This window comes from Agarivorans sp. QJM3NY_25 (assembly GCF_050870875.2).
GTDB lineage: Bacteria > Pseudomonadota > Gammaproteobacteria > Enterobacterales > Celerinatantimonadaceae > Agarivorans.
In genome coordinates this window covers 1,459,258-1,484,641 of record NZ_CP194041.2, presented here as the reverse complement: position 1 = coordinate 1,484,641, position 25,384 = coordinate 1,459,258, and the positions used below count along the sequence as shown (strand labels likewise).

At 43.9% G+C, this 25,384-nt stretch carries 20 protein-coding genes; 15 read left to right on the top strand and 5 right to left on the bottom strand.

All coding sequences use genetic code 11. The features are described 5' to 3' along the window. Window positions 1-4: 4 nt before the first annotated feature. The 3 genes from ACRRSW_RS06835 to rhaB form a co-directional block, all read right to left on the bottom strand. Window positions 5-1,033, bottom strand: a complete 1,029-nt coding sequence (locus ACRRSW_RS06835; RefSeq protein WP_432453954.1) for an L-rhamnose/proton symporter RhaT — start codon at window positions 1,031-1,033, stop codon at window positions 5-7. Window positions 1,034-1,121: 88 nt separating this feature from the next. Beyond that, window positions 1,122-2,381, bottom strand: coding sequence for an L-rhamnose isomerase (locus tag ACRRSW_RS06830; protein WP_432453955.1), 1,260 nt, complete (start codon window positions 2,379-2,381; stop codon window positions 1,122-1,124). An 8-nt stretch (window positions 2,382-2,389) separates the two neighbouring features. Continuing rightward, window positions 2,390-3,832, bottom strand: coding sequence for a rhamnulokinase (gene rhaB / locus ACRRSW_RS06825; RefSeq protein ID WP_432453956.1), 1,443 nt, complete (start codon window positions 3,830-3,832; stop codon window positions 2,390-2,392). A 783-nt stretch (window positions 3,833-4,615) separates the two neighbouring features. Between rhaB and ACRRSW_RS06820 the strand changes: the two genes are divergently transcribed. The 14 genes from ACRRSW_RS06820 to ACRRSW_RS06755 all read left to right on the top strand — a co-directional run bounded on the left by ACRRSW_RS06820 (window position 4,616) and on the right by ACRRSW_RS06755 (window position 21,498). Further along, the gene (locus ACRRSW_RS06820) at window positions 4,616-5,050 is read left to right on the top strand and encodes a GFA family protein (RefSeq protein ID WP_432458958.1); all 435 of its coding nucleotides are present in this window, start codon (window positions 4,616-4,618) and stop codon (window positions 5,048-5,050) included. Between the two features lie 102 nt (window positions 5,051-5,152). Beyond that, window positions 5,153-5,419, top strand: coding sequence for a hypothetical protein (locus ACRRSW_RS06815; RefSeq protein ID WP_432453958.1), 267 nt, complete (start codon window positions 5,153-5,155; stop codon window positions 5,417-5,419). 712 nt (window positions 5,420-6,131) lie between these two features. Next, window positions 6,132-6,725, top strand: a complete 594-nt coding sequence (locus tag ACRRSW_RS06810) for a malonic semialdehyde reductase (RefSeq protein WP_432453959.1) — start codon at window positions 6,132-6,134, stop codon at window positions 6,723-6,725. 330 nt (window positions 6,726-7,055) lie between these two features. Continuing rightward, the gene (locus ACRRSW_RS06805) at window positions 7,056-7,442 is read left to right on the top strand and encodes a nuclear transport factor 2 family protein (RefSeq protein ID WP_432453960.1); all 387 of its coding nucleotides are present in this window, start codon (window positions 7,056-7,058) and stop codon (window positions 7,440-7,442) included. Window positions 7,443-7,693: 251 nt separating this feature from the next. Further along, complete coding sequence (locus tag ACRRSW_RS06800) at window positions 7,694-8,389, top strand: response regulator (protein ID WP_432458957.1); 696 nt, start codon at window positions 7,694-7,696, stop codon at window positions 8,387-8,389. Continuing rightward, window positions 8,386-9,828 carry a two-component system sensor histidine kinase CreC gene (gene creC, locus ACRRSW_RS06795; RefSeq protein WP_432458956.1) on the top strand — a complete coding sequence of 481 codons (1,443 nt, stop codon included), beginning with the start codon at window positions 8,386-8,388 and terminating at the stop codon, window positions 9,826-9,828. Before ACRRSW_RS06800 ends, creC begins: the two co-directional genes overlap by 4 nt. Before the next feature lie 74 nt (window positions 9,829-9,902). Beyond that, complete coding sequence (creD, locus tag ACRRSW_RS06790; RefSeq protein WP_432458955.1) at window positions 9,903-11,252, top strand: cell envelope integrity protein CreD; 1,350 nt, start codon at window positions 9,903-9,905, stop codon at window positions 11,250-11,252. Next, window positions 11,233-11,667, top strand: coding sequence for a DUF2809 domain-containing protein (locus tag ACRRSW_RS06785; RefSeq protein ID WP_432458954.1), 435 nt, complete (start codon window positions 11,233-11,235; stop codon window positions 11,665-11,667). Before creD ends, ACRRSW_RS06785 begins: the two co-directional genes overlap by 20 nt. A 532-nt stretch (window positions 11,668-12,199) precedes the next feature. Further along, window positions 12,200-12,856: an OB-fold-containig protein gene (locus tag ACRRSW_RS06780; protein WP_432458953.1), complete on the top strand. Its 657-nt coding sequence runs from the start codon at window positions 12,200-12,202 to the stop codon at window positions 12,854-12,856. Between the two features lie 36 nt (window positions 12,857-12,892). Continuing rightward, on the top strand, window positions 12,893-14,596 hold the full coding sequence (locus tag ACRRSW_RS06775; RefSeq protein ID WP_432461101.1) for a flotillin family protein: 1,704 nt from the start codon (window positions 12,893-12,895) through the stop codon (window positions 14,594-14,596). A 1,393-nt stretch (window positions 14,597-15,989) separates the two neighbouring features. Continuing rightward, entirely contained in the window at window positions 15,990-17,219 is a 1,230-nt protein-coding gene (locus tag ACRRSW_RS06770; protein WP_432458952.1) for an ISL3 family transposase, read from the top strand. Between the two features lie 208 nt (window positions 17,220-17,427). Further along, window positions 17,428-17,937: a DUF6882 domain-containing protein gene (locus tag ACRRSW_RS06765; protein ID WP_432458951.1), complete on the top strand. Its 510-nt coding sequence runs from the start codon at window positions 17,428-17,430 to the stop codon at window positions 17,935-17,937. A 788-nt stretch (window positions 17,938-18,725) separates the two neighbouring features. Then, window positions 18,726-20,042, top strand: a complete 1,317-nt coding sequence (locus ACRRSW_RS06760; RefSeq protein WP_432458950.1) for a hypothetical protein — start codon at window positions 18,726-18,728, stop codon at window positions 20,040-20,042. Between the two features lie 775 nt (window positions 20,043-20,817). Continuing rightward, complete coding sequence (locus tag ACRRSW_RS06755) at window positions 20,818-21,498, top strand: hypothetical protein (protein WP_432458949.1); 681 nt, start codon at window positions 20,818-20,820, stop codon at window positions 21,496-21,498. Window positions 21,499-22,443: 945 nt separating this feature from the next. Here ACRRSW_RS06755 and ACRRSW_RS06750 read toward each other — a convergent pair. Further along, the gene (locus tag ACRRSW_RS06750) at window positions 22,444-23,121 is read right to left on the bottom strand and encodes an FMN-dependent NADH-azoreductase (protein ID WP_432458948.1); all 678 of its coding nucleotides are present in this window, start codon (window positions 23,119-23,121) and stop codon (window positions 22,444-22,446) included. Window positions 23,122-23,235: 114 nt separating this feature from the next. Between ACRRSW_RS06750 and ACRRSW_RS06745 the strand changes: the two genes are divergently transcribed. After that, on the top strand, window positions 23,236-24,126 hold the full coding sequence (locus ACRRSW_RS06745) for a LysR substrate-binding domain-containing protein (RefSeq protein ID WP_432458947.1): 891 nt from the start codon (window positions 23,236-23,238) through the stop codon (window positions 24,124-24,126). A 10-nt stretch (window positions 24,127-24,136) separates the two neighbouring features. Here the strand turns inward: ACRRSW_RS06745 and ACRRSW_RS06740 are convergent, their stop codons facing one another. Then, window positions 24,137-25,366: a winged helix-turn-helix domain-containing protein gene (locus ACRRSW_RS06740; protein ID WP_432453973.1), complete on the bottom strand. Its 1,230-nt coding sequence runs from the start codon at window positions 25,364-25,366 to the stop codon at window positions 24,137-24,139. Window positions 25,367-25,384 lie beyond the last annotated feature (18 nt).

Sequence of the window (25,384 nt, the reverse complement as noted above, 5' to 3'; positions counted from 1 at the left end):
CTCCTTAAGCCGCCATACCTAAACCAACCACGTTCGCTGCGGCAGTAATGACCAATAAACCAAGGATTAAGATCCGTACTGGACGAGTACCAACGCCTTTCCATTCGGCCATCACTAAACCAATCACACCGCCAAACAGAACATAGCCCGACATGTGTAACATCCAATTGATGTAGCTAAGGTGCTCTGGCACTGAAGCTTCGCCCCACCCATAGAAAAAGAACTGCAGGTACCACATGATCCCGCCCATCGCGGTAAATAATAGGTTGCGGAGCATCAAACCTTTCCCTAGCGACATGTCGGCTCGTACTGAAATGTCTTTATTGGTAATGATGTGATACAAACAAAAGCCGAAGTTAACGATCGCGCCACCGCCCATGATGAAGCCGAAAGCGGGCATCGCCACATACAAGTAATTAATCCCTAAAGCCGCTGACTGAGCTTTAATCGGTGCAGCCGCTTCTAAACCGAAGGCAAATCCGGCAGAAAAAATGCCGCAAATAATCGCTAAGGTCACCCCTTTCTTGAGGTTAAATTCTTCCGCTTTCTCGCCCAGCGCCTTCTCTTTCTCATTTCCGGCATAAGCGACAATGGCAATACCAATTAACGCAATGAAAATACCAACAAAAGTTAGACTGCCCCCATCGGAGTGGACCAAAGTCATCAGTTCGCCGCGAATAATCGGTGGGAGAAGTGTTCCAACCGCAAGGTTCAAACCAATCGCAATACCAATCCCCATGGAGAGACCAAGATAGCGCATAGTTAAACCATAGGTGATGTTACCGATCCCCCACATCGCGCCACAAAACATCATCATCACGAAGGTCGACATCGGGATCTGCGAGTAAAATTCGCTGAAGTTAGGCACCAACATCGACGTCACTAACCACGGCATTAATACCCAAGAAAATAGCCCGCCAATCGACCACATCAATTCCCACGACCAGCCCTTCACTTTTTTATAGGGCGCGTAAAAGGCCGCCGCGGATGCCGCTCCAACCAAGTGCCAGCCAATACCTGCTACTACAGACATATTTTTATTCCTTTTAAATTATTTTGTAGAGTAAGAGTTTGTTGGCTCGCCGCGATTATCACAGTTTCGGCAAGCCGTTACTGTGAAGCTATCTCGCCAATAAAGCGGTCGCTTCGTAATCTTTTACTTGGTGGATCCAATCAAAGCCGACTGGCACACCACTCTGTAAGCAGTGGTAATCCCATACCGCTTGCCAAGGCAGTGAATGCGCCTCTTCGATAAGGCCGAAGCGAGAGGTATAATCGTAACTCTGCTCAGCCGCTTTTAATTTTGAGACCGGCTCTAGTAGCGCTTTGAGCAAGGCTTTTTGCGCGTTACGGGTTCCAATGACCCAGGCGGCAATGCGGTTAATCGAAGCATCAAAGAAATCAAGGCCGATTGAGACTCGGTCATTTAAATTGTTACGTACGATTTCGCGCATAATGGCTTGAGTTTCATCGTCAAATGACACCACGTGATCCGAATCCCAACGGATCGGACGGGTCACATGCAGTAACAAATCGCGGATATAGATGGAGCAGGCACTGATCTTATCACTAATACATTCAGTGGGATGGAAATGGCCGGCATCAAGGCAAAGTGCAATATTACGGGTAGCGGCATAGCCAAGATAGAACTCATTACTGCCCACGGTGTAAGCCTCGGCACCGATGCCAAACAGCTTACTTTCTACCGCATCCTTATGATATTGCTCGTCAATTTTTTCAACCAAAGCTAAATCTAAGGATTCAGCCAAGCGCTGACGAGGCGATAAACGATCAATCGGTTGATCTTTCATGCCATCGGGGATCCAAATATTCATCACCGAAGGACTGCCTAACTCCCGGCCAAAGTATTCAGAAATTTTGCGACAAGCCTTCACATGGTCAATCCAAAAATCCCGTACCGCCTTATCTGGGTGCGACAAAGTAAAGCCATCATCCGCCTTTGGATGAGAGAACAGAGTAGGATTAAAATCCAAGCCTAAATGTTGCTGTTTTGCCCACTCAACCCAAGTCGCAAAATGTTCAGGTTTAAGTTGATCTCGCTCTACCTTCTGGTCGGTATCTAAATAAATCGCATGTAAGTTCACCCGTTTTTTACCCGGAATGAGAGAAAATGCTTGCTCCATATCGGCGCGCAGCTCGGCGGGCGTTTTTGCGGCACCCGGATAGTTTCCGGTCGCCTGTATCCCGCCACTAAGCGCAACATCAGGCGATTCAAAACCGCGCACATCATCCCCCTGCCAACAGTGGATGGAGATCGCAGTTTCATTCAGAGCTTGCAAAGCATGCTCGGTATCGACCCCATGTTTTTCAAATACTTCTTTGGCATAGTGATAAGCGCTAATAACTTGTTCTTTACTCATTTCAGTACCTACTTAATGATTTGTTTATATTGATTTTTAATTGCTTGAAGTGAAGCGATAGGCTGTGGTTCAAAGATTTTCACTTCAGAAGAGTGGTGCACCAGCTGGCGCGCCTGTTCAAGATTGGCTATGACACCCAGAGCGATAAATTGATTCACCACGTTGCCAAGTGCCGAGGCTTCGGTCGGTTCGGTCGAAACCTTGATCTCACAAACATCGGCACACAGTTGATTCAAGAATTGATCTTGCGTTCCTCCGCCAACAATACGCAGCTCCTGCAGGTTTCGACCCGAAACTTCAGCTAACTGACCCAACACGCTGGCGTAGGCCAAGGCTAAGCTGTCATAAATGCAGCGCACCACTTGAGCAAGCGTTTCGGGAGAGGGTTGTGAGCGCTGCTTAAACCACGCTTTAATCGCGCTAGTCATCGACGCGGGGTTTAAAAAGGCATCGTCATTGGGGTTGATGATAAATTCGAAAGGCTTGGCCATCTTTGCCAGCGCCGCAATATCACTAAAAGCTAAAGATGGATTCTCCGCTTTAATCTGCTGGATCAGCCACAAACCCATAATGTTCTTCAGAACCCGGTAACGCCCATTCACCCCACCTTCATTGGTTAAGTTATAAGCGAAAGCTTTATTACAGGTATAAGCTTGCTCACTTTCAATGCCCAACAAGGACCAGGTACCAGAACTTAAATAAGCGCAATGCTGGTCAAAAATAGGCGTGGCCGCGACCGCAGAGGCTGTATCATGGCTAGCAACGGAACAAACTGGGATGCTGATGTTTCCCAAATGATATTGGCCAATCATACGATTTGGCAGGCTTGGCGGTAAAAACCAGTCGAGCTTTGCCCCACAGGCTTCGACTAAAGCAGGCGACCACGACTGATCATCACAAGCCAATAACTGGCTGGTAGACGCATTGGTGTATTCACAATGCTTCACTCCGCAAAGCTTGTAATTAAGGTAATCTGGTATAAACAGCAAGCTATCCACTTGCTCTAACCACTCTGGCTGGCTATCGGTAATCGCTTTTAACTGATTAATGCTATTAAACGGCAAAAATTGAATGCCGGTTATCCCGTAGATATCCTGTCGGCTAATGCCACTCTCACGAATTAATTTTTCTTGGATCCCTTGAGTACGCTGATCTCGATAGCTGACAAACTCCCCCAGATGACGACCAAATTGGTCGAGTAATACAAAATCAACGCCCCAAGTATCAATCGCGAGCGAGGCAACATGAATGTTTTTATCCAATACCTTATTAATGCCAATTTTGATTTCTTCTAAAATCGAATAAAGGTCCCAGCAAAGCTGCTGGTTCACTTTAACTTGATGATTTTTAAAACGATGGAGTTCTTCTAAAGTAAGCTTTCCTTCGCTTAAATATCCAACCATGACACGTCCACTAGACGCACCGAGGTCAACCGCAATCACTGACTTCATTGTTTTAATTCCCCTTTCTTGATGGGGCTATTAAAACGATTATCGACACACAATAACTTCACGTTTTGTAAGGAATAGAAATTAATCGTGTATTTTTTTAAAGATAAACCTGCTCAGATTCAAATTTACAAAAGTTTATGAGGGGGCTTGTATTGAACACAGAGCCCGTAGGAAAAATCACTCTCAATGACAACTCAATGTTTTTACAACCGTGGCAAGATAGCGACACCAAGAATGTTGAGCTTGCGAAAGCAACATGCTGCTTCAAGCGGATAAGCGAGAGAAAGGCGAGCAAACGACTTCACAGCCATGACTAAAGAGCAAATCACCAGCCTTTGCTCATATTGCGAACGAAGGGCTATAAAAATCGCTCAAACACTCATAGAAGTGAGACCTGAACAACGACTCGGCGAATATCACTCCCCATCATTAACGTTCTAAGCGCGTCGAACCGCTTTGCTAGCAGGGAGAACATCTAATCCAAGCAAGGCTTAACAAAGTAGGCCAAGCACTCACTTCGCATCCCATATGCTTAGTGAACCCATAGCGAGAACTTTGGCAAGCATCGGCAACTACCGGCAACCGCCAGCCCCTTAAGCCATCAACGATGCCAAGATGCTTAACCAGACTTTGATGTTTTTTTGCTAGGTTTGTTGATCGAACGGATGTTGATCGCGGCTATGTCGTGTAAAATGGGCGCATCTTTGCAGATATCAACACCCTAAACAGCATCACTTGTCTCTTTGAAATGCATAAACCAAGCAAATCGTGCTAGATTTATACATGTTAATCTATCAAGGGAAGTGGATGCCTATCACTGGCGAGTGTTTCTGCGGGGAAATCAAATATTGTATTAATGGCGTATTACGAGATGCTCGTTCCTGTCATTGTTCCCAATGCCGCAAGGCATTCAGTTCGCAAGCCTCGGCTTATGCTTTAGTTGATGCAAATGAATTCAAATGGGTGTCTGGTGAAACCTTACTGACTTCTTATGTGGGTAAACATGGATTTGGCCTGCAGTTTTGTAGTCAATGCGGTTCAACACTTTGTGGCCTCTATAATGGTAGAGTCCATGGGGTAACTTTAGGTTGTATTAACGAAGATCCTCACATTGAACTGGGAAGACATATTTACGTGGGCTCTAAAGCAAATTGGGAAACTATCGCAGATGGTGTTCCGCAATATCAAGAAAATGTACCCGAAGATGCCATAACCTAGCGCTTCATGTGATACAACAAAATGGCCTATCTTGATAGGTGAAATAAGCCAAGCGGGCAACAAACCTGAGCTTGGCGTTAACTTTCGAGGAATTACTTTTTAATGCTGGATAAAATAATCATCATCCGAGATTACCTGAACAATATTAAGACTCGCTGCACCTACAATGCGGCAGCTAAAGCCATTGGTGTTAAGCCAACCGAATTTAAAAAACTGCTAGGTGATCGTAAACCAGAAAACTCTTGGTTTGTTAATACTGGTGCTGGAGAACCCGTTGGCTACGCCGACGATGAAAAACATCCAGAGCTTTATCGGACAAAACGAATTATTACATCCGCAGAAGTTTTAACTCGAAATCTAGACCTGTGAGAAAGTGAACCACCGCTTCAACATGGTTAGAGCCAGCAGCAGTGTCATTTCCCCGCGACTCGCTCGATTCAAACAGCACTAACTTCCAATAGCTAAGCTAATTTGTATAAACTTCGGGTTAAGCGCTCACTTAGGTTTATCGAGCAGGTGTCAGCATAATCGCTGGCACGCTTGGCTAGCCTAAAACGTCATATTATAGCAAACTGATTCATTATATGATCCACAGATTGCGCAGCATAAATCTGCCGATAACCAAGCATGATCTACAGTCACCAGTGGCTCTAATGACCAAATACAGAACCCAGTTAGTGGTAATTTAGGCCCGCAACAATCAACAGAGAATGAGTTAGATGGGTATTAATCTTACGGCTTATCATCCTGCTAAGGCCACTTCATACCTCACCTAATCGCTTACAATTACAATCGTCTATAAGCATCCGCATATAATCATCCATATATGGCCCATCACTAAACATGTGCTCGCTCTTGCTGGCGAAAATCACAACTATCGGAGTGACTTAAAAAATTTAGGGGATTCCGGAGTGCATTTAACTATTTTGATGGCACATTCACTAAATTCGACCACAATAGTTATTACGGTTAGCTTGAGCAAGGGTTAGCTAATATAAAAGCATACAACGCAAACCAAACTATAAATTGAAACTTCATACGTGAATAACAAAATACTTACCCACATAAACCGGAGAAGAATATGACTACCAAACTAGATGCACAGGCTCTAAACCAGCTGTTTACAGAAGCCCGAACATTTAATGCTTTCTTAGATAAAGCGGTACCCGATGAATTGATTAAAGAACTTTATGAATTAATGAAATGGGCGCCAACATCCATGAACTGCCAACCCGGTTATTATGTGGTCGTTAAAAGTGCCGACGCAAAAGAAAAGTTAAATAAAGCCTTAGCGCCTGGGAATCAGCAAAAGAGCCTCGCGGCACCAGCCTCGGTCATCATAGCCTCTGACGAGCAGTTTTATAATCATCTACCAGAGCAATTCCCCGCTTATCCAACAGCCAAAGACATGTTTGCAAATGATGCAAGTTTCCGCGATGCAACCGCTTTTAGAAATTCAAGTTTGCAGGGCGCCTATTTCATCATGGCTGCTCGCAGCCTGGGTTTAGATTGCGGCCCAATGAGTGGCTTTGATAACAAACTGGTCGATGACAGCTTCTTCCCTGAGGGGCGTTATAAGTCTAACTTCATCATCAATTTTGGCTATGGGGATGCAGCACAAAACTATCCAAGAGGACCTCGTCTCGCATTTGAAGACGTCGTTAAAATACTTTAGTGATTTGCGCCAAGCCGCTATTCGCCTTTTAGCAAGCAAGGCAATCGCGTGTTTGGCTGCTCTGCTAGCAAAACACAGCATGGCGATGTCGTCGTGTTTAACAATCGCGATGATCTTATACGCAGGCCAAACCAGCTCATTTCCCCATGCAGTCCAAAATACCTTCAACACTGAACCCGCGATGAAGTCTTCACAGGCCATCTCTTAAGCTAAATTTTAGCTTCATTTAAGGCTATTCGAACCGCCTTGTGTTCGTTATGCTTAAGGCCTATCCAAACACGGTCCTATGACTATGACCATCAAGAGATTTTTAATTAGGAGACTAACTCGATGACTAATCTTGATATTGTAAAAAGTACCTATGAAGGTAAAACCTCGGAAGAAAACGGCAAAAACCTCAAACGTTACCTAAGCGCTGACACTCAATGGACCGAAGCGGCTGGCTTTCCTTATGCGGGAACTTACCAAGGATTTGACGAAATTGAAAAAAATGTTTTTGCGCGTTTAGCCAGCGAATGGGATGGCTATAATTTTGCAGTTGAAGACTATGTTGCGTCAGGTGACAAGGTTTTTGCTTATGGTACTTATAGTGGAACCTATAAGACAACCGGCAAGCATTTCAAAGCCAGAGTTGCCCACTTATGGACACTAAAAGATAGTAAGATAGTAAGTTTCGAACAATTTGTTGATAGTAAAACCGTTTGCGACGTCATGTAAGCCAACATTGAGAGCCCTCAATCTCGACTCCAACTCATGATTGTTGTCCAGCCAAATCTGAACAGCTCTTGCCTGGCACCTTAATCCCTCTTCATTCGCTGAGTATTTAAACGGGACTAGCTTCTCTGTTTTATTTTTTGCCATGATAAAACTAATTCGATAGCCTGTGATTCAAAACCTGAGAGCTAACCACAGGGTTGGCTTTTACATCGCAATAAATAGCAAGTAAGTCGTTTTGTGGAGTTCGAACATTGAATGAAAAATTAACGGTACTCATCATTGAAGATGAACCAGCAATTGCTGAAAATCTCATTCATGTATTAGCAATGGATGGCTATTGCCCTCAGTGGGTTGCAACGGCAGGTGAAGGCTTAGCGTTTTTGAAAGAGAACGCCGTTGCTTTGTTAGTGTTGGATGTCGGCTTACCCGATGGGAATGGTTTTGAACTGTGCAAAACCATTCGCGAGTTTTCTGATCTACCGATCATCTTTCTGACCGCGAGAAACGAAGAGATAGATCGAGTGGTTGGTTTGGAAATAGGCGCAGATGACTACGTAACCAAACCGTTTAGCCCCAGAGAAATGTTAGCAAGAATCAAGCTCCGCATTAAATCTCGAACAATGACGCCAGCGCTTGCAGCACTTCAGCCAATACCAACCAAGCAATTAATCGCTGATAATTTTGACTATTGTGTCAACGATCAGAAACTCGGTCTCACCGCAGTAGAGTTTAAGATCCTCAACAAACTGATTTCGGTATCCTCCAATGTATTGAGCCGCGAACAATTGATGATAGCTGCCGATATGGCGCCAGAGGCTGCTTACGAGCGTAATGTTGATACCCACATTAAAGCTATCCGTAACAAGCTGAAGCCGTTTGCCATGCATCAACGCATTCGTACCAAGCGAGGTTTTGGTTATTTTTATAGTCTAAAGGGGCAGTCATGAGCCGCTGGCCGAAGATACCGTTAGGATTTAGACTGTTCTTGCTCTATTTTATCCTGCTTGGAATTACTGCCTACATGGTAAGCAAAACCGTAATTTTGGAGCTCAAGCCTACCGTACGCCAAACCACGGAAGAAACACTGGTCGATATGGCAAACTTGCTTGCCGTATTGGCGGAGCAAGATGTCGCCAATGGCAACATGTCAGAGAGTCGATTTGCGAAATTATTAAGCGCTTATGGCCAGCGAGATCCACTATCTCACATTTGGGGCGTCGGCGAAAAAGCAAGTAATCACCGCATCTATATTACCGATCAACAAGGCATCGTCATTGCCGATTCCTGGCAACAAGATGTAGGCAAAGATTACTCACAATGGAATGATGTATTCCTCACACTACGCGGCCAATACGGTGCGCGCAGTTCCACCGAGGATCCCAACGATCCACTATCAACGGTCATGCATATTGCTGCGCCAATTTACCACCACGGAGAAATCATCGGCAGCTTAACGGTTGCCAAATCCAATCGCTCCGTTCAACCCTTTATTGACCGCTCCAAACGCAATGTTTTGTTTTGGATGATTTGGATGAGTGGCTTGGTGCTTATTGCTGGGGCGTTGTTCGCCTGGCGTATTCATTCGGCACTCAACAGACTCGAAGATTACGCAAAAAAATTGGGGCAAGGAGAGAAAGTCACCAAACCAGTTTTTCGCATTTCCTATGAGTACCAAGCCCTCGGAGATGCCTTGCAGAAAATGCGCAATAAACTTGATGGCAAGCAATACGTGGAAAAGTATGTGCAGACTCTCACCCATGAGTTAAAAAGCCCACTTTCAGCCATCAAAGGTGCCAGCGAAATTTTACAAATGCCTTTGCCTGAAGAAAAAATAGCTCGTTTCGCAAATAACATCGAACGAGAAAGTGACCGAATGCTGTCCCTGATAAATAATCTACTCGAACTAACGCGCCTTGAACAACGACCTCAGTTAGAAACCTTAGAGAAAATATCAATCGCAGCAGCACTGGATGATGTTGTGCTGGCGGCAGATGCTCGCTTAAGTGCCAAAGCAGCGACTTGCAATATAAAATGCGACCGAAATAGCGTGGTGCTTGGCGAGTCTTTCTTACTCAAACAAGCACTGTATAATTTGATGGATAATGCTTTAGATTTTGTTGAGCAAGATGGCTTGATTGAATGGCAGCTTGCTGTCTCTAAGGACACGGTCAATCTATCTATTTATAATTCAGGTCCGCATATCCCCGACTATGCGATGCCGCGATTGACCGAGCGATTTTATTCTCTGCCACGCGAAAACGGAGTGAAAAGTAGCGGGCTGGGACTCAACTTTGTAGACCAGGTCATGAAACTGCACAAAGGTAGCCTTCAGATTAAAAATGTAAGCTTGGGCGTAAAAGTAACGTTAAACCTAGCAACTACATAAAAACTCTACACAAGCTCCATCGATTCTCCAAACTACTGTTTTAAATTGAAAACATCAGTTAAGGAGAATGAAAAATGAAACAAATCCTCAATCATCAACTCGGCATGAAATTCGGATTCGTGCTGTTTTTACTTATATTGCTTCAAATTCCCGTTTCTATGCTCAGTGGACTAATCTCTGAGCGTTCAGTTAACCAGGAACAAGTCATCAACGACATCGCTCGCAGCAGTAGCAGCGAGCAACATATTATCGGTCCTTTTATCATGGTGAACTACACGGTTCCAGACCTTCGCAATGGCATAACTTACCGATTGGCGAACCGAAAATTTATCTTACCCAAAACTTTTGACATGAGCGCTCAACTGGACAGCTTTGAAAAATATCGGGGTATTTATCGTGCTCGACTATACAAAGCACAGACCACATTAAGAGGAACTTTTGAACTTGCAGCGTTAGATGCACTACGTCAATACGAGATAACCCAAATAAGTATGGTTGTAGGGGTTCGAGATAGCCGGGGCTTAATCAGACTTGATGAGATGGCCCTAGCGGGAAAGACCTTTGAAGTCTTTCCCGGGACAGGACTAAGCCAGTTTCCCCAAGGGTTTCATAGCAATTTAGAACTCCAACAAATCGATTTAACTAAACCTTTGGCTTTCGACCTAAATTTTCTACTGCAAGGCACAGGCACATTACAAGTTGCACCAATCGGTGATCGCTCCACTGTCGAACTCTCTTCTGCGTGGCCACATCCGAGCTTTATTGGTGACTATTTACCAGTCTCGTCCAGCATCTCCGAATCCGGCTTTAAAGCCCAGTGGTCCAGCAATAACTTCTCAACCAATATCGCTCAATGGTTTGAAAGTTGTTTGTCGAGCGTGGACTCCTGCGCCGACTTAGAACAACGGCAAATGGGAGTAAGCCTAATTGATCCTGTAGACCACTATCTGAAATCACATCGCGCGGTAAACTATTCGCTTTTGGTTATGACCCTGGTATTTGTCAGCTTCTTTTTATTGGAACTGTTTCAAGCGCGACCGATCCACCCCGTGCAATATGGCTTTGTTGGTTTGGCACTTGCACTATTTTATCTACTATTAATTTCAATGAGCGAACATATGGGCTTTAACTGGGCGTATACATTGTCTGCTGTTGCATCAACCAGTTTATTGAGTATCTATGTTGGCGGCATCTTAAATAGCATCAAACATGGCATGGTGTTTGGGATGAGCTTATTAATTCTCTATGGCATTCTATTTGGATTACTTCAGGCAGAAAATTACGCATTACTCATGGGGACCTTGTTGTGCTTCGTCGTTTTAAGTTTCGTGATGTTATTAACCCGCAAGGTAGATTGGTACCAACGCAGCAACCCAGTATCTGAGCTCACAACCGAGACTAATCGTGACCCCACAGAAGCTTAAACATGCAAATAAAAACAACAGCCGTGATGGTGGCTTTGGTTCAAGGTCACGGCTGCGCTTTTCGCTGCCCCATGCATTAAAGAGTCTATTGTGGCTAATCGTGTTGATAGTGATTGCTTGCTATGTGCGAGATGATTTTATTCGACCGACCTTGGGAGATGTATTCGTGGTGGTGTGGCTGCACTATTTACTTGCCAGTATTGTGAATGTTTCGTCTAAAATAACGGCTGCTGCGGCAGTCCTTATCGCATATTTAATAGAGATGGGACAGTACCTGCAAATCAACCAATGGCTGAACATTGCCCCTTCATCGGTATTACATATTATTTTGGGAGCGACCTTCGACGGAATGGATTTGCTGGCTTATCTTATCGGCGGTATGTTGTGCTTATTGATCGACATCGAGCAAAGTTAAAAGATCTGCGCTTCCACACTAGAAAGTAAAAATCGCGACAGGATCGATATGTAGAGCAAATCATGGTTGCTTATCAAACGATGCCTTTCGCGTACCTTGCAATATTGAGTTGACTCATAAATATCTAAATCAACACCATGAATTCACATGATTGGCATGTCTCTTCATAAAACCCTGTAAGTTCACAAAATACATCCTGTTATTTGACATCCAGTCATTCTCCCTTAAACAATTCGCAAAACGGAGTGTTTCCACTTGAGAGCGGAAAAATCAAAGTGTAATATCAACCACTTAGATTAATGTTTATTTAAATAATAGCTTTGATAAGTGTGCGGGCTAGTTTATGCCGACAAGCGAGTAAGGCAGAGAAAGCTCAACACTTTGATGATGGCAATGTAATTGTCGCGAGAATGCTCCATATTGGTCATGGCTTTAACGAAAACTTGCGCCAAACTAGCGATTAATGTTTAAGGTATGCTGTTGAAATGAAGCGAAGACTCGTTTCAATTTTTTATTGTAAAAAGGATGCTGAATGTACCAATTTTTACTCGCAGATGTGAATACCAGCTTTAGCTTGGCCTTAGCCTTTGTGCTTGGGCTGGCTCTTATAGAAATATTAGGCTTATTAGTGGGCGTGAGTCTACTCAACATGCTGGATGACATTCTCCCCATAGATCTTAACGTGGATATGGACGCCAATGTAGATAGTGGCGCGCTTTCTGGGCTGCTCGGTTGGTTATATTTAAATCAATTACCGTTGCTGGTTTGGATCATTCTATTCTTAAGCAGCTTTGGCCTTGCTGGGCTCAGCCTCAATTACTTAAGCCTTTCCAGTGGCAATGGTTTACTCCCCTCGGCTATGACTCACTTGGGAGCATTATTGTTTGCCATTTTAAGCGCACGCTTTTTAGGAAGAACTATCGCCAGAGTATTTCCCAAAAGCCAATCTAGCGCCATTTCTAAGCATGACTTTAAAGGTTTACAGGCCAGAATAACGGTAGGCACAGCAACCGTGGGCAGCCCAGCGGAAGCGGTATGCACCGACCAATACGGGCAAAAACATTACTTAATGGTGCAACCTTTAGAAGACCAAGACACGTTCCCAACGGGAACAATTATTGTATTGCTTGAACGGCACCGGAAATACTGGACCGCCAGCAAACTCGACCAATTATTAAACGAACATTAAGGATAAATAGTGGATTTATTAGTTAACAGTAACAGCATTGCTTTTTACTTAATTTGGGTCGGTATTGGGTTTATTGCCCTATTCACCATTGGTTTAATTTTAGCCAAGCTGTATATCCGAGCCACCAAAGAAACAGCCTTTGTCAGAACCGGTTTAGGCGGAGAGAAGGTGGTGAAAGATGGCGGCGCGATAGTCTTGCCAGTGGTGCATGAAACCATTCCAGTAAATATGAATACCCTGCGTATCGAAGTCGAGAAAACCCAAAAAGACGCATTGATTACCAAAGACCGGATGCGGGTTGATGTTAAGGCCGACTTTTACTTGCGAGTTGCACCGAATAGCGAAGGTATTTCGATGGCCGCCCAAACCTTGGGAACTCGCACCATGCGTGTGGAAGAGTTGAAAAAACTGATGGAGTCCAAATTTGTCGATGTGCTACGTTCGGTGGCCGCAGAAATGTCGATGACCGAAATGCACGAACAACGTTCAGACTTTGTACAAAAAGTGCAACAAAACGTGATGAACGATTTAGAGAAAAACGGCTTAGAACTCGAGTCTGTTTCGTTAACTGGCTTTGACCAAACTGACTTACAATTTTTTAATGAAAACAATGCATTTGATGCCGAAGGTCGTGCTCGATTAACTAAAATAATTGAAGAAAAACGTAAAGAAACCAACGATATTCAGCAAGAAAACCGCATTAAGATCGAACAGCGCAACCTAGAAGCAGAAAAACAATCGCTTGAAGTGAGTAAGCAAGAACAAGAAGCCAAACTCACCCAAGAACAAGTGCTGGCGTTTAAACGAGCCGAACAAAAAGCCGAAATTTCAAAAAACCGTGAAATGAAAGAGCAAGAAGAGCGGGAAGCCGAAATTGCCAAAGAGCGCGCCTTAGAAGCGGCTGAAATTGAAAAATCTCGTGATATTGAAACTCGTGAAATTGAAAAAAGTAAAACCTTAGAACAAGCCAGTATTCAACGCCAACGTGATTTAGAAGTTGCCGAACAAGATAAACAAATCGCGATTGCCCAAAAATCAGAAGAAGAATCGGCGGCTCAAGCAAAAGCCGCTGAAGCAGAAAAAGTCAAAGTTGAGAAAAGTGAAGCGGTGATTACCGCGCGCCAAATTGCCGAAGCGAATCGTCGTAAAGAGATTGAGGTGATTGATGCGCTAAAAGAAGCCGAACGTGATGCGGTTGGTATCACCGTGCAAGCCGATGCCGAAAAGAAAGTGGCGCAAGATAAAGCATCTGCCATTTTGATTGAAGCGAAAGCCGAAGCCGATGCAAAAAAACTCCAAGCCGAAGCCGATGAGAAAGTGTATGCCGTAGAAGCCGCCGGTAAACAAGCAATGTACGAAGCTGAAAACACCTTGCGCGATGAACAGGTCGAGCTGCAAAAATCATTGGCGATCCTAAAAATATTACCTGAGTTGGTTGCCAGCGCCGTGAAGCCTTTAGAGAACATTGAAGGCATCAAAATTCTCCAAGGCTATGGCGCGGGTCATGGCAGCTCGCTAAATGGAGAATCCAACAGTCAACAAGGTGGTCTTGCCGAACAGGTCACAGAAGCGGCCTTAGGATATCGCGCAAATGCCCCCTTAGTTGATGCCATGTTAAAAGAGGTTGGCTTGGTGGATAAAAACAATGGCTGTTTGGAAGATTTGCTCACCGGCCAGTCAAGTCTCATTGAAGATGCTTTAGCAGTTACCAAGCAAGCTGAATCGGCAGCTAACTCATAACAAATTGAACCAACTAGAAAATCTTAGAAAGGGGCTTAAAGCAGCCCCTTTAGTTTGACTTAGCTGTATCGTTCATATGCTACCAGACACATCTTAATACACAATCTAAGCTGACAGTTGAGAGTGTGCGTATCTAACGCGCTCTTGCCCCGTTCTGTGTTAGCAACGGGGGGAAAAGCTTTCGCCTACGGCGACGTCATTAAGCTTCAACGAGCAAAGCTTAGCTAAGCAAAAAGAAAACTCGCCCTGCATCTTCTTAAACCCTGCGTTGCTTATTCTCAAGGGCGTTGAAGTAAACACTACGCTCAAACAGACTTCAACTTTGATCCCTTGTTGATTTGCGCTACTCGGCGAAGATGATGGGATTTAAAAGCGTAATCTTGGCTATCGAGAGTGTGAAAGGTTTTTGTTTTTAGAATGGGGGTCTAGTTTATTCTAGTTTATTTTTTTGAGCGTCATTTTTTACGATCAAAAATAGCTCATACAAAATCCTTTCTAACTCAGTTTTACCCCATTCTGTCATTCTGTGTTAGCAACGGGGGAAAAGCTTTCGCCTACGGCGACGTCATTAAGCTTCAACGAGCAAAGCTTAGCGAAGCAAAAAGAAAGCTCGCCCTGCATCTTCTTAAACCCTGTGTTGCTCATTCTCAAGGGCGTTGAACTAACTCGCTACGCTCAAACAGACTTCAACTTTGCTCCCTTGTTCATTTGCGCTACTCGGCGAAGATGATGGGATTTAAAAGCGTAATCTTGGCTATCGAGAGTGTGAAAGATTTTTGTTTTTAGAATGGGGGTCTAGTTTATTTTTTTGAGCGTCATTTTTTACGATCAAAAATAGCTCATACAAAATCCTTTCTAACTCAGTTTTTCCCCATTCTGTCATTCTGTCATTCTGTGTCAGCAACGGGGTAAAAGCTTTCGCCTACGTCGACGTCATTTTTCTTTGGCGAGCAAATAAAAACGAAGCAAAAAGAAAGCTCGCCCTGCATCTTCTTAAACCCTGTGTTGCTCATTCTCAAGGGCGTTGAAGTAACTCGCTACGCTCAAACAGACTTCAACTTTGCTCCCTTGTTCATTTGCGCTACTCGGCGAAGATGATGGGATTTAAAAGCGTAATCTTGGCTATCGAGAGTGTGAAAGGTTTTTTTTAAATTGGTGTCTAGTTTCTTGTTGAATAAAATAAAGCGCTATATCCATGCTAAATCCCTTCGAATTGTTGTTTCTCTAAAGCGTGTTAAGCGCATTTTTACCTCGATAAACGCGAGATATGCTGGGCTCATATGTCGATCTTTTCACTGTAATTATACGGCTCTTCACCGAATGTAGTGGAAACACTTTCAACAAACATTAATGAGCGAGATAATAAGTAAACGTTCATGAATACCTCGCGACCATGCAAGACACGACGCTTTATCAATCCATTCTTGGATTAACTCATCCTTGGGCTGTTTCATCTGTTGAACTCAATGAGTCAACCCAAACCATCACCGTACGCGTTGACTATGACCGAGCTTCATTAACGGCTTGCCCCTCTTGCGGTAAGGCTGTTCGTCGACACGATACTCGGCGGCGGGTTTGGCGACATTTAGATACCTGTCAGTTTGAAACACGTATTGAGGCTGAAGTCCCTCGAGCTGATTGCCCAGAGCATGGAGTGCAAACACTTCAAGTGCCTTGGGCGACAAGTAACAGTCGCTACACAGAGCTGTTTGAGGCTCGCGTTATAGAGATGCTTAAAGTCAGTTCCTTATACGCGGTGAGTAAAACCTATCGGCTTAGCTGGGGAGCCATCGACCGTATTATGGCACGAGCCGTTCAACGCGGTCTGACAGCCAGAACCACCATCAACTACCAAGACCTGTTGGTCGATGAAACGGCATTTAAGAAAGGCCATGACTATGTCACGGTATTATCCAATCGTGATGGTCAGGTGATATCGGTTGAAGACGGTCGAACAGGCCTGAGCTTATCAGCTTGCTTTAAGGCATTGCCCCCTGAGTCAACAATGGTTACACGTTCCATATCGATGGACATGAGCAGAGCATATATAAACGCAGCATATGACTACTTCGGTGAGCGGGCTAAGCAAATGATAGCCATAGACCATTTTCATATCGCAAAGGTGCTCACTAAAGCGGTGAATGAAGTGAGAAAAAGCGAACTCATGGCGTTGCCCCAGCATTTAAAAAGAGAGTGCCACCAAACACGGTATGGATGGTTAAAACGAAACAGCCACCTACATGGGACATTGAGAGAAAGAGTGAATGCGCTGGCCAAAATGATGCAAAATACTGGCTTGAGCTGGATATTCAAAGAGCAAGCAAGAGCCATTTGGTATGGCGATGCAGCTAACGCCAAAGCGGCTTGGAATGATTGGTTGGCACTCATAAAGGTCAGTCAAATCAGGCCGATGATGACAGCAGCAGAAACCGTGAAAACGCACTTAAAGGGCATCATCAATGCGATGCGTTATAAGGTATCAAATGGCTTAGCGGAAGCGATAAATGGAAACATTCAGCGCCTAAAAATACGTTCGATGGGTTTTAGAAATAAAGAACGCTTTAAGCGAGCTATTTTATTTCACTTTGGAGGGCTTGATATGACTTTCCACCAAGAACGGTGAAGAGCCAATTATACACAGTTAAGTGGGTTCCCATCTTTCTGCAAATACATGACCATCTTTCACGCATGGTCAAAATGGTGATTCACTGATATGCTGTTGATAAAATTGAATATTAAAGGCTGTGTGAATTTCTGTGCTGCGTGATAGGTGGTAACTTCGCATGCGTGAAAGATGGGAATTTGCATATTAATATACCTATTAGGAAAGTATGAAGAAGCTCATAGCATCAGTAATTAGTTTATTTGCATCAAGCGCCAACGCTTCTGATGATTGGATTGATTTTGTCACTATTGCTCATAATTCTCTGTCAGAAAAGCAAGATGCGATTATGGCTGAGTATAAAATCGGAGAACATGAGAGGTTCGATTGGGATCAAGAAAATGGAACATTAGTATTTTCTAACGATGATAAACCCGTGGTTATAGCGAAAGTTCAATTTGTAGGCTCAGTTTCTACTAAGTCCGACACTTGGCTTTGGTCTTGGGCAAATCAGACAATTTTAGATAATGTAAAAGACCAAATGTATAAAGTGAAAGAATTTGGGGTATCTAAAAACTATGAGGCGCTAATCAATGAAAAATGGTCTGCTGATGAGGTGGATGGCTGGGAAATGACTTCAATTACAAGTTACATCTTAAATGCTAAGGGCGCATACAGAACTACTGATAATACAGGTTTTACTTACATGGTAATTACTGATATTCATTGGGTAAAATAGGTATAATCGGGTAGCCGGAGGAATCTAACCTCCAGCCCGCACAACACCCTGCATGCGGCTCCGCACAGGGCGTTTCCTGAAAACGGTTAAAATACAACGGCCGATTAGCTCCTTTGCATTCCAATGATGGCTTCTGTTTTTTTTTCGCCACCGTTCCTAAGTCCGGTCGGATATAGAACGAGTGAGCTGCACAGGCTCCTCATTGATTTTCAGGTTCAGGCCTTCACCATGTCCCAACCATTACACAATAGAACGGCATTGGGACTTTTTATCTAAAAAAAGCCGTCTGCTTAAATCGCCATAGCGTGAGTTAAACGATCGCTTGTTAAGCAGATCTCCCCACTCTTTGTTTATAAGAAGTAGAACATGCACTTTCTCTTTTCTCTGCACTGCTGCATCATTTACGGTGGCCGTTAGATCACATGGCTTCGTTGTCTTGTGCCAACTCGCCTCCAGCCTACGCCTCATATGATGTTCTTGTTCATCAGCTCGCAGATTTGCGTCCGGCTTCCTTCAGACATTCCCTCGCAGTTATGCCCTTGCCATTCGCTAGTCCTTAGCGTTTAATCATCAGAATGTTATTAAACGGTGACCTTCCTACAGAGGACTTTCACCTCATTAGTTCATGCCCATGCTGGGCGTACACAAGCAATTTAACAGGACTAAAAACAGTGGTCACTCGTTCGTGCCTCACTCATTTTAGCCCACTTTTTTTAGCCAGTTAATATGGGCGTTATGTGCCTCACTACAGATCGCAATATAGTAATAAATAGGGAAGTAAATATACAGTGAAGATAAATTCAGAGGGCATCTTGATTGATGAGTATAGCGCCAACTTAGAGCGTGTTTGTAAAGAACCTGAATGTAGAAAGGTGTATCGAATTGTAGAGTATTACGAATCGAATAACTCCTATTTTTATCGACCTTATAACTATGTAAAAGGGTGCTCAGACTTCTGTTTAGAGTGCTGGTTAGATGTATCAGAGTTTGTCGAGAAGTCTCCTACTACTGAGCCGAGCTACCAACTCGATCTTGAGCTTCCACAAGACCACTCTCACTGGTATGACGAAAATCATCTTCAAAGAATTGATATGGGCGATTTAGAGTTGGCTTATCAGGAATACGTAAGTGATGGCTGCCATGTTGTTTTGATGCCTTTATCTAGGTTTGTTACTGATAAGTCTTTATTTCTCCCGAATGGTGTAATGATTTTTCCAGAAGGGCGAGTGGATTTGTCGCAAATAGTGAATTCAAAGCTAGGAAACAAGCTTGCAATAATTCAAACAACTGCGTCAGGAGTATCATTAGATGAATATGAAACCCAACCATTAATCGCCCTACCGATAAAAATTAATTGGGAGGGTCTGATAAATGCTACCCATTCACAGCATATGGAGTTGATTAGGGCAATTTCTGAAACCATTGATGCTCTCTGTATGAATTTTATTTGTTATAAAAATTGTGAGTTAACTTATCTTCCAGATGAAGGCTTACCAAATTCAGCTGGGCAACTATCTTCGAATTCAATGATGTCCTCTGCACTATTTTTGAGATCGGGGGGGAATGAATCAAAATTGATTGCTGGGGCGGCGTTTAGTCATACAATTACCAGAGGAGTTGGACTGGTTGCTAGGCAACCTGAGTGGATTGAATTCCCTGTAGGCGGGGAAGTAGGCAATATAGCACAAAGAGGCATGTCATTATATTCGCAGCTTATCAAGCTAGAGTCGGCGACTTCCCGCTTTGTCCATGCTCTTAGCCTACTAGAGTTCTTAGCCTTTCCATATGAATTTGAACAGTATAAAAAAGTTAAAAAAATTGTGTCTAGGTACGTATCATCTGACTCTATGGAGAGGGCAAGGATTCATGAACGGTTTGAGTTTCTTACGGGTAAGAAAGATTCACTAACAAAAGAAGAAATTGGGCTCAGAACTAGAATTGTTCACATTGGAGCTCGATTTGAAGACTTGGTGCCTTCCAACGTTGAACGTAATGAGATATTCCGAGAGTTGGATTTCTATATAAGAAACATGATGGACCACATGATTGAGCACTCTCACCTGTCATTTGAAGATTACAAAGTAATCAGAGACAAGGATGTATAGAGGCACATAATCGGGTAGCCGGAGGTATCTAACCTCCAGCCCCCACAACACCCTGCATGCGGCTCAGCACAGGGCGTTTCCTGAAAACGGTTAAAATACAACGGCCGATTAGCTCCTTTGCATTCCAATGATGGCTTCTGTTTTTGCGCCATGACTCCTCAGTCCGGTCGGATACGGAGACAATGAGCTGCACAGGCTCCTCATTGATTTTCAGGTTCAGGCCTTCACCATGTCCCAACCATTACACAATAGAACGGCATTGGGACTTTTTATCTAAAAAAAAGCCGTCTGCTTAAATCGCCATAGCGTGAGTTTAACGATCGCTTGTTAAGCAGAGCTCCCCACTCTTTGTTTATAAGAAGTAGAACATGCACTTTCTCTTTTCTCTGCACTGCTGCATCATTTACGGTGGCCGTTAGATCACATGGCTTCGTTGTCTTGTGCCAACTCGCCTCCAGCCTACGCCTCATATGATGTTTTTGTTCATCAGCTCGCAGATTTGCGTCCGGCTTCCTTCAGACATTCCCTCACGGTAACGCCCTTGCCATTCGCTAGTAGTTAGCGTTTAATAATCAAAGTGTTATTAAACGGTGACCTTCCTACAGAGGACTTTCACCTCATTAGTTCATGCCCATGCTGGGCGTACACAAGCTGTTCAACCGGACGCATAACGGTTGTCATCGTTTTTGCAAAAGAAAAGACGCAAAAACAAAGCCAACCTACGCGCCAGTTAACAAGGGCGTTAGGGCTCAGTATTAGTTTGGTCGAAAATAATATGATTAATGATAAGTATAGGTGTAATCAGAATTGGTCGGAATGGCCTCGTTGTGTCACCAACATAAATGACATTGAGTTAGATTGGCGTTGGGTTTCATTTTACCGTGAAGGGAAATCACACAAAGGAATCAGTTCATTTTCACAACAAATTACACGTTTGTCAGCCAAGCAGGTAAACGTTGAATTCCTTAGTGAAATAGCAGAACTGCAAAACTTAGAATATTTGGAAATTGAGAGGCTATCTTCAGACACTCTACTTCCATTGATTAATTTGAATAAGTTGGAAGCGCTTAAAATTTCGGGAGTCAGCAAGGCTGAAAACTTTGAGGTTTTAACAAGCCTACCTAATTTGCGCTATCTATTTATAGAGGGTGCGAAAAAACTAAACAATTTAGAATGCCTATCAGGTTTTACAGAGCTTATAAGTTTAGGTGTTGAAGGTACGATGTATACAAATCAAAAGGTCTTATCTTTGCAGCCAATCAGTACATTGCCAAATTTAGAAGCATTGTTTTTAACGTCAGTGAGCCTAACGGATAAATCAATACTGTGCTTAGCCGATTTACCTAAAATACGTGTATTGTCTTGCGCTAGGTTTACAACGAAAGAGCACTTCTCTTCTTTAAAGAGCAAAAAGCCAAACATTAAATGTCGTTGGTTTGAGGCTTACGAAATTTAGCCCTAATCGGGTAGCCGGAGGTATCTAACCTCCAGCCCCCACAACACCCTGCATGCGGCTCCGCACAGGGCGTTTCCTGAAAACGGTTAAAATACAACGGCCGATTAGCTCCTTTGCATTCCAATGATGGCTTCTGTTTTTTGCGCCATGACTCCTCAGTCCGGTCGGATACGGAGACAATGAGCTGCACAGGCTCCTCATTGATTTTCAGGTTCAGGCCTTCACCATGTCCCAACCATTACGATGGGCGTTGGGCTACTATGCCGTCTGCTGACTTCTGCTTAATCACCGTTTGAGTTACCCCAAATAGCGCTATCGTTGTTCATCGTATTTGCTCACTTAAGTTGATGAGAATTAAGTGCCAGGCCTGTTGAACTAGCGGCCAAGCTAGTGAGTTTAACGATCGCCTGTTAAGCAGACCTCCCCAGATAAGAACATGCACTGTCTCTGCACTGCTGCATCATTTACGGTGGCCGTTAGATCACATGGCTTCGTTGTCTTGTGCCAACTCGCCTCCAGCCTACGCCTCATATGATGTTCTTGTTCATCAGCTCGCAGATTTGCGTCCGGCTTCCTTCAGACATTCCCTCGCGGCAATGCCCTTGCCATTCGCTAGTAGTTAGCGTTTAATAATCAGAATGTTATTAAACGGTGACCTTCCTACAGAGGACTTTCACCTCATTAGTTCATGCCCATGCTGGGCGTACACAAACCGCTGCACACCGACACATACTGCTACGCTCGTTTTTGTGTGTCTCTACGCGCCACTTTACACAAAAACGCTCTCCGCAGTATGTGCGGGTGAGCGGGGCGTTAACCCATAGAAATTTTTATCCGAAACAGACGCTTTAGAGTTAAGGCTTTAACTCGGAAATGTCCAGTTACGATATCCGCAGGCCGACTGTACGATCTTGCCAAGCTCTATCCGCAACCGTGAAAGCTCATCTATGAGCGAGTACAACTTAAGGCAAGATTTTCCACCAAGGCTGCAATCGCTTGTTTGGCGTGTTCAATAGACAATTGATGCCGGTCATCAGCAAACTCATGGTACTCAGCCCCGATTTCATAAACACGATCGGCCCCTAAATATTTTGCTAATTGTTTAATATGTGGACTCAGGTGGTTCAAGTTCTCTCGTACTCCACCAGGCCCAAAACCAAATTCGCCACAGGAGGTCAGTAGCACCAATATCTTTCCTCTCATTAAAGGTTCTATTGGAAAATCGCCTCGCGCAAGATCAAAACTAAAGGTTTTATTCACCCGCATAATTTGATCAAACCATGCCTTCAATACCGCAGGCATACCGTAGTTATACATCGGTGAAGTGATCACGATAACATCTGCATTGCTCATCTGTTCAAGGTAAGCCTCTGATTGAGCCAGAACCAAATGCTGCTGCTCAGTTCGATCGGTTTCCGGGCGAAACGCCGCGGCAATCCAGTCTTGGCAAATAAACGCTGGTGGATGAAGGCTAATATCTTGATAAACCACCTTTGTTTGATGATTTTTTCTCATCCATAGTTCGATGAAGCGACGACCCAGAGCCTTAGAGATCGAATTGTAGCTTGCGGTATCATGATCAGTACCACGAACACTAGAATCGATATGTAAAATATTGTTCATTGTTTGCTACCTTTTTTGCATAATTAGTAGCCCTAGTCTCTTCCAAGTAAGTTGGTTAGACAAATGCTCATATTTTCCTTATAAAGTAATTTATCTCACCTATAGGGCTTGTATATGTTTCAGAAACTTCCCCCCTTAAATGCCATTCGTGCCTTTGAAGCTGCGGCGCGACTTAATAGCTTTAAAGATGCGGCCAATGAATTAAACGTTACGCCGACCGCCATTTCACACCAAATAAGAGGTCTTGAAGACAAACTTAAGATCCGTTTATTTGAACGAAAAACTCGGTCAGTAGTTTTGACTCACGAAGGAGAATTACTGGCAGCCACTGCCAATAAATCGTTGCATGATTTACTGCATACGGTAAACCAGCTAACTTCCTCACCCAACACCCTCACCATCAGCACCACGAACTCATTTGCAGCCATGTGGTTGGTCCCTCATCTCTCCGATTTCCAACAACAACACCAAGAGATTGAGATCATCATTAGAGCGGAGGAATCATTAATCGATATTGAATATGATCGACGGGTTGATATGGTGATCCGCTATGGGGAGCCACCACATGCTCAAGCTGGTACAGAGGTACTTATTCAAGAAAAACTAGCCTGCTTTGCCACAGCAGAATATTGGGAAAAGCATTATAAAAATCCTTCTGATTCTGTTTTTTACTGCACCCAGTGGAAGAATCAAAATTTACCGAGTTTGGCAATAGAAACACTTTTACCAAGTCTTCTCAGCAGCGTCAGCTCACCAGCAATACGTTACTTTAACGATGAAAACCAAACCGTCCAAGCAGCCCTTTCGGGACAGGGCATTGGAGTAATGAGTCAACTCGCTGTTGAAACATCTGTCACAAATGGCTGGCTAGTACCAGGAAAACTCGACATGGCCAAAGAATTCTCCGGGCTGCATTACTATCTGGTGATCCCAACAAGGCAGCAAACTAATCCAGCCGTGGTTCAATTTAAAAATTGGCTTTTACAAGCATTAGCGAAGTGCTAACCCTAGTCATTTAAGCCAGCGGCTTTAGCGCATCTTGCAGCGCTTGGCTGAGGTGTTTGGGATGAACATTCACAAGCGAGACTGAATCACACTGTTGGAAAGACCGGAATTTTTCAATAGCCTCTACAAAAGCGCTTATCATGAGTTCTTGATTGAAAGCTTGTTGCTCTAAATACAACGATTTAATTTCTAAAAGGCGTGTTTTCCGGTGCGCTTTGCAATCCATTCGACCGATGAATTGATCCTGAAAAAGCAACGGCAAACAAAAATAACCATATTGGCGCTTCGCTTGTGGCACGTAACACTCGATCTGGTAATCATATTGAAACAGGCTTTTCAGTCGTTCACGCTGAATGACACAGTTATCAAATGGCGACAAAATTAATAAGCGTTTATTCAAACTTGGAAGACGGCCATCGAGAACGCCATTTTCAATGGCCTTGCTTTTGATTAGAAAAACTTCACCACTGGCAATTTTCACCTGTTCTAAAATGCCCTGCGCCAAGCCTTCGTTCACCAGTTTTTTGACCGCACTGCGTAATTTAGAATCACGGCGTAAATAGGTTAGTCCTTTCAAAGAAACTAAACCATGACAGCGCAACTGCTGCTCAACCAAATGGCTCGCAAACGCTTCCATACTCGGCATGCTCGAATCAACATGGGCAGGCAATACTCGCTCGGTTAAATCGTAAGTTTTCTGAAATCCCTCACGATGACTCACCATCAAATCGCCTTGCATGTAGAGCTGTTCTAGCGCTTTCTTCGCCGGCTTCCAATCCCACCAGCCAGCACGCTTTATCGAGCTTGTTTCCAGATCTCGGGAGCGCAACGGACCCTCGGCACGAATCCGCGCCAACAATTCAAGCATCAGCTTTTTATCGGTATTTTTATACCAGTGCGTTTGACCACTCTTAATTGCCTGCTTGTAGGGCAAGGAAAAACGAAAATCATCGATGGGTAGCAATGCTGCCGCATGTGACCAATACTCAAAAAGATCACCATTTAACAACAGTTGATTGCTCATCGCAGGCTCGAACTTCGGCACTCTAGAATGGAGTACATGATGATGCGCCCGCTCCACCACCGATATGGTATCGAGCTGAACATAACCTAAGTGATGAATCGCCTTACGCGCCCCCGCCAGGCCACGCCCAAACGGCTGAGCCTGCAACAAACATTGAGACGCCAAAGCAAAACGGCGAAGACGAGATAAGTCTTTAGGATGTTTCAATTCAATCATCGTTGGATGAGACCTTAT

Excerpts from the sequence above, each read along its gene's own strand:
- ACRRSW_RS06815 (WP_432453958.1), top strand. The coding sequence starts at position 5,153 with ATGCTGGATAAAATAATCATCATCCGAGATTACCTGAACAATATTAAG.
- ACRRSW_RS06820 (WP_432458958.1), top strand. The coding sequence starts at position 4,616 with ATGTTAATCTATCAAGGGAAGTGGATGCCTATCACTGGCGAGTGTTTC.
- ACRRSW_RS06780 (WP_432458953.1), top strand. The coding sequence starts at position 12,200 with ATGTACCAATTTTTACTCGCAGATGTGAATACCAGCTTTAGCTTGGCC.
- creC (WP_432458956.1), top strand. The coding sequence starts at position 8,386 with ATGAGCCGCTGGCCGAAGATACCGTTAGGATTTAGACTGTTCTTGCTC.
- ACRRSW_RS06740 (WP_432453973.1), bottom strand. The coding sequence starts at position 25,366 with ATGATTGAATTGAAACATCCTAAAGACTTATCTCGTCTTCGCCGTTTT.
- ACRRSW_RS06755 (WP_432458949.1), top strand. The coding sequence starts at position 20,818 with ATGATTAATGATAAGTATAGGTGTAATCAGAATTGGTCGGAATGGCCT.
- ACRRSW_RS06770 (WP_432458952.1), top strand. The coding sequence starts at position 15,990 with ATGCAAGACACGACGCTTTATCAATCCATTCTTGGATTAACTCATCCT.
- ACRRSW_RS06835 (WP_432453954.1), bottom strand. The coding sequence starts at position 1,033 with ATGTCTGTAGTAGCAGGTATTGGCTGGCACTTGGTTGGAGCGGCATCC.
- ACRRSW_RS06830 (WP_432453955.1), bottom strand. The coding sequence starts at position 2,381 with ATGAGTAAAGAACAAGTTATTAGCGCTTATCACTATGCCAAAGAAGTA.
- rhaB (WP_432453956.1), bottom strand. The coding sequence starts at position 3,832 with ATGAAGTCAGTGATTGCGGTTGACCTCGGTGCGTCTAGTGGACGTGTC.
- ACRRSW_RS06745 (WP_432458947.1), top strand. The coding sequence starts at position 23,236 with ATGTTTCAGAAACTTCCCCCCTTAAATGCCATTCGTGCCTTTGAAGCT.
- ACRRSW_RS06750 (WP_432458948.1), bottom strand. The coding sequence starts at position 23,121 with ATGAACAATATTTTACATATCGATTCTAGTGTTCGTGGTACTGATCAT.
- ACRRSW_RS06765 (WP_432458951.1), top strand. The coding sequence starts at position 17,428 with ATGAAGAAGCTCATAGCATCAGTAATTAGTTTATTTGCATCAAGCGCC.
- creD (WP_432458955.1), top strand. The coding sequence starts at position 9,903 with ATGAAACAAATCCTCAATCATCAACTCGGCATGAAATTCGGATTCGTG.
- ACRRSW_RS06810 (WP_432453959.1), top strand. The coding sequence starts at position 6,132 with ATGACTACCAAACTAGATGCACAGGCTCTAAACCAGCTGTTTACAGAA.
- ACRRSW_RS06805 (WP_432453960.1), top strand. The coding sequence starts at position 7,056 with ATGACTAATCTTGATATTGTAAAAAGTACCTATGAAGGTAAAACCTCG.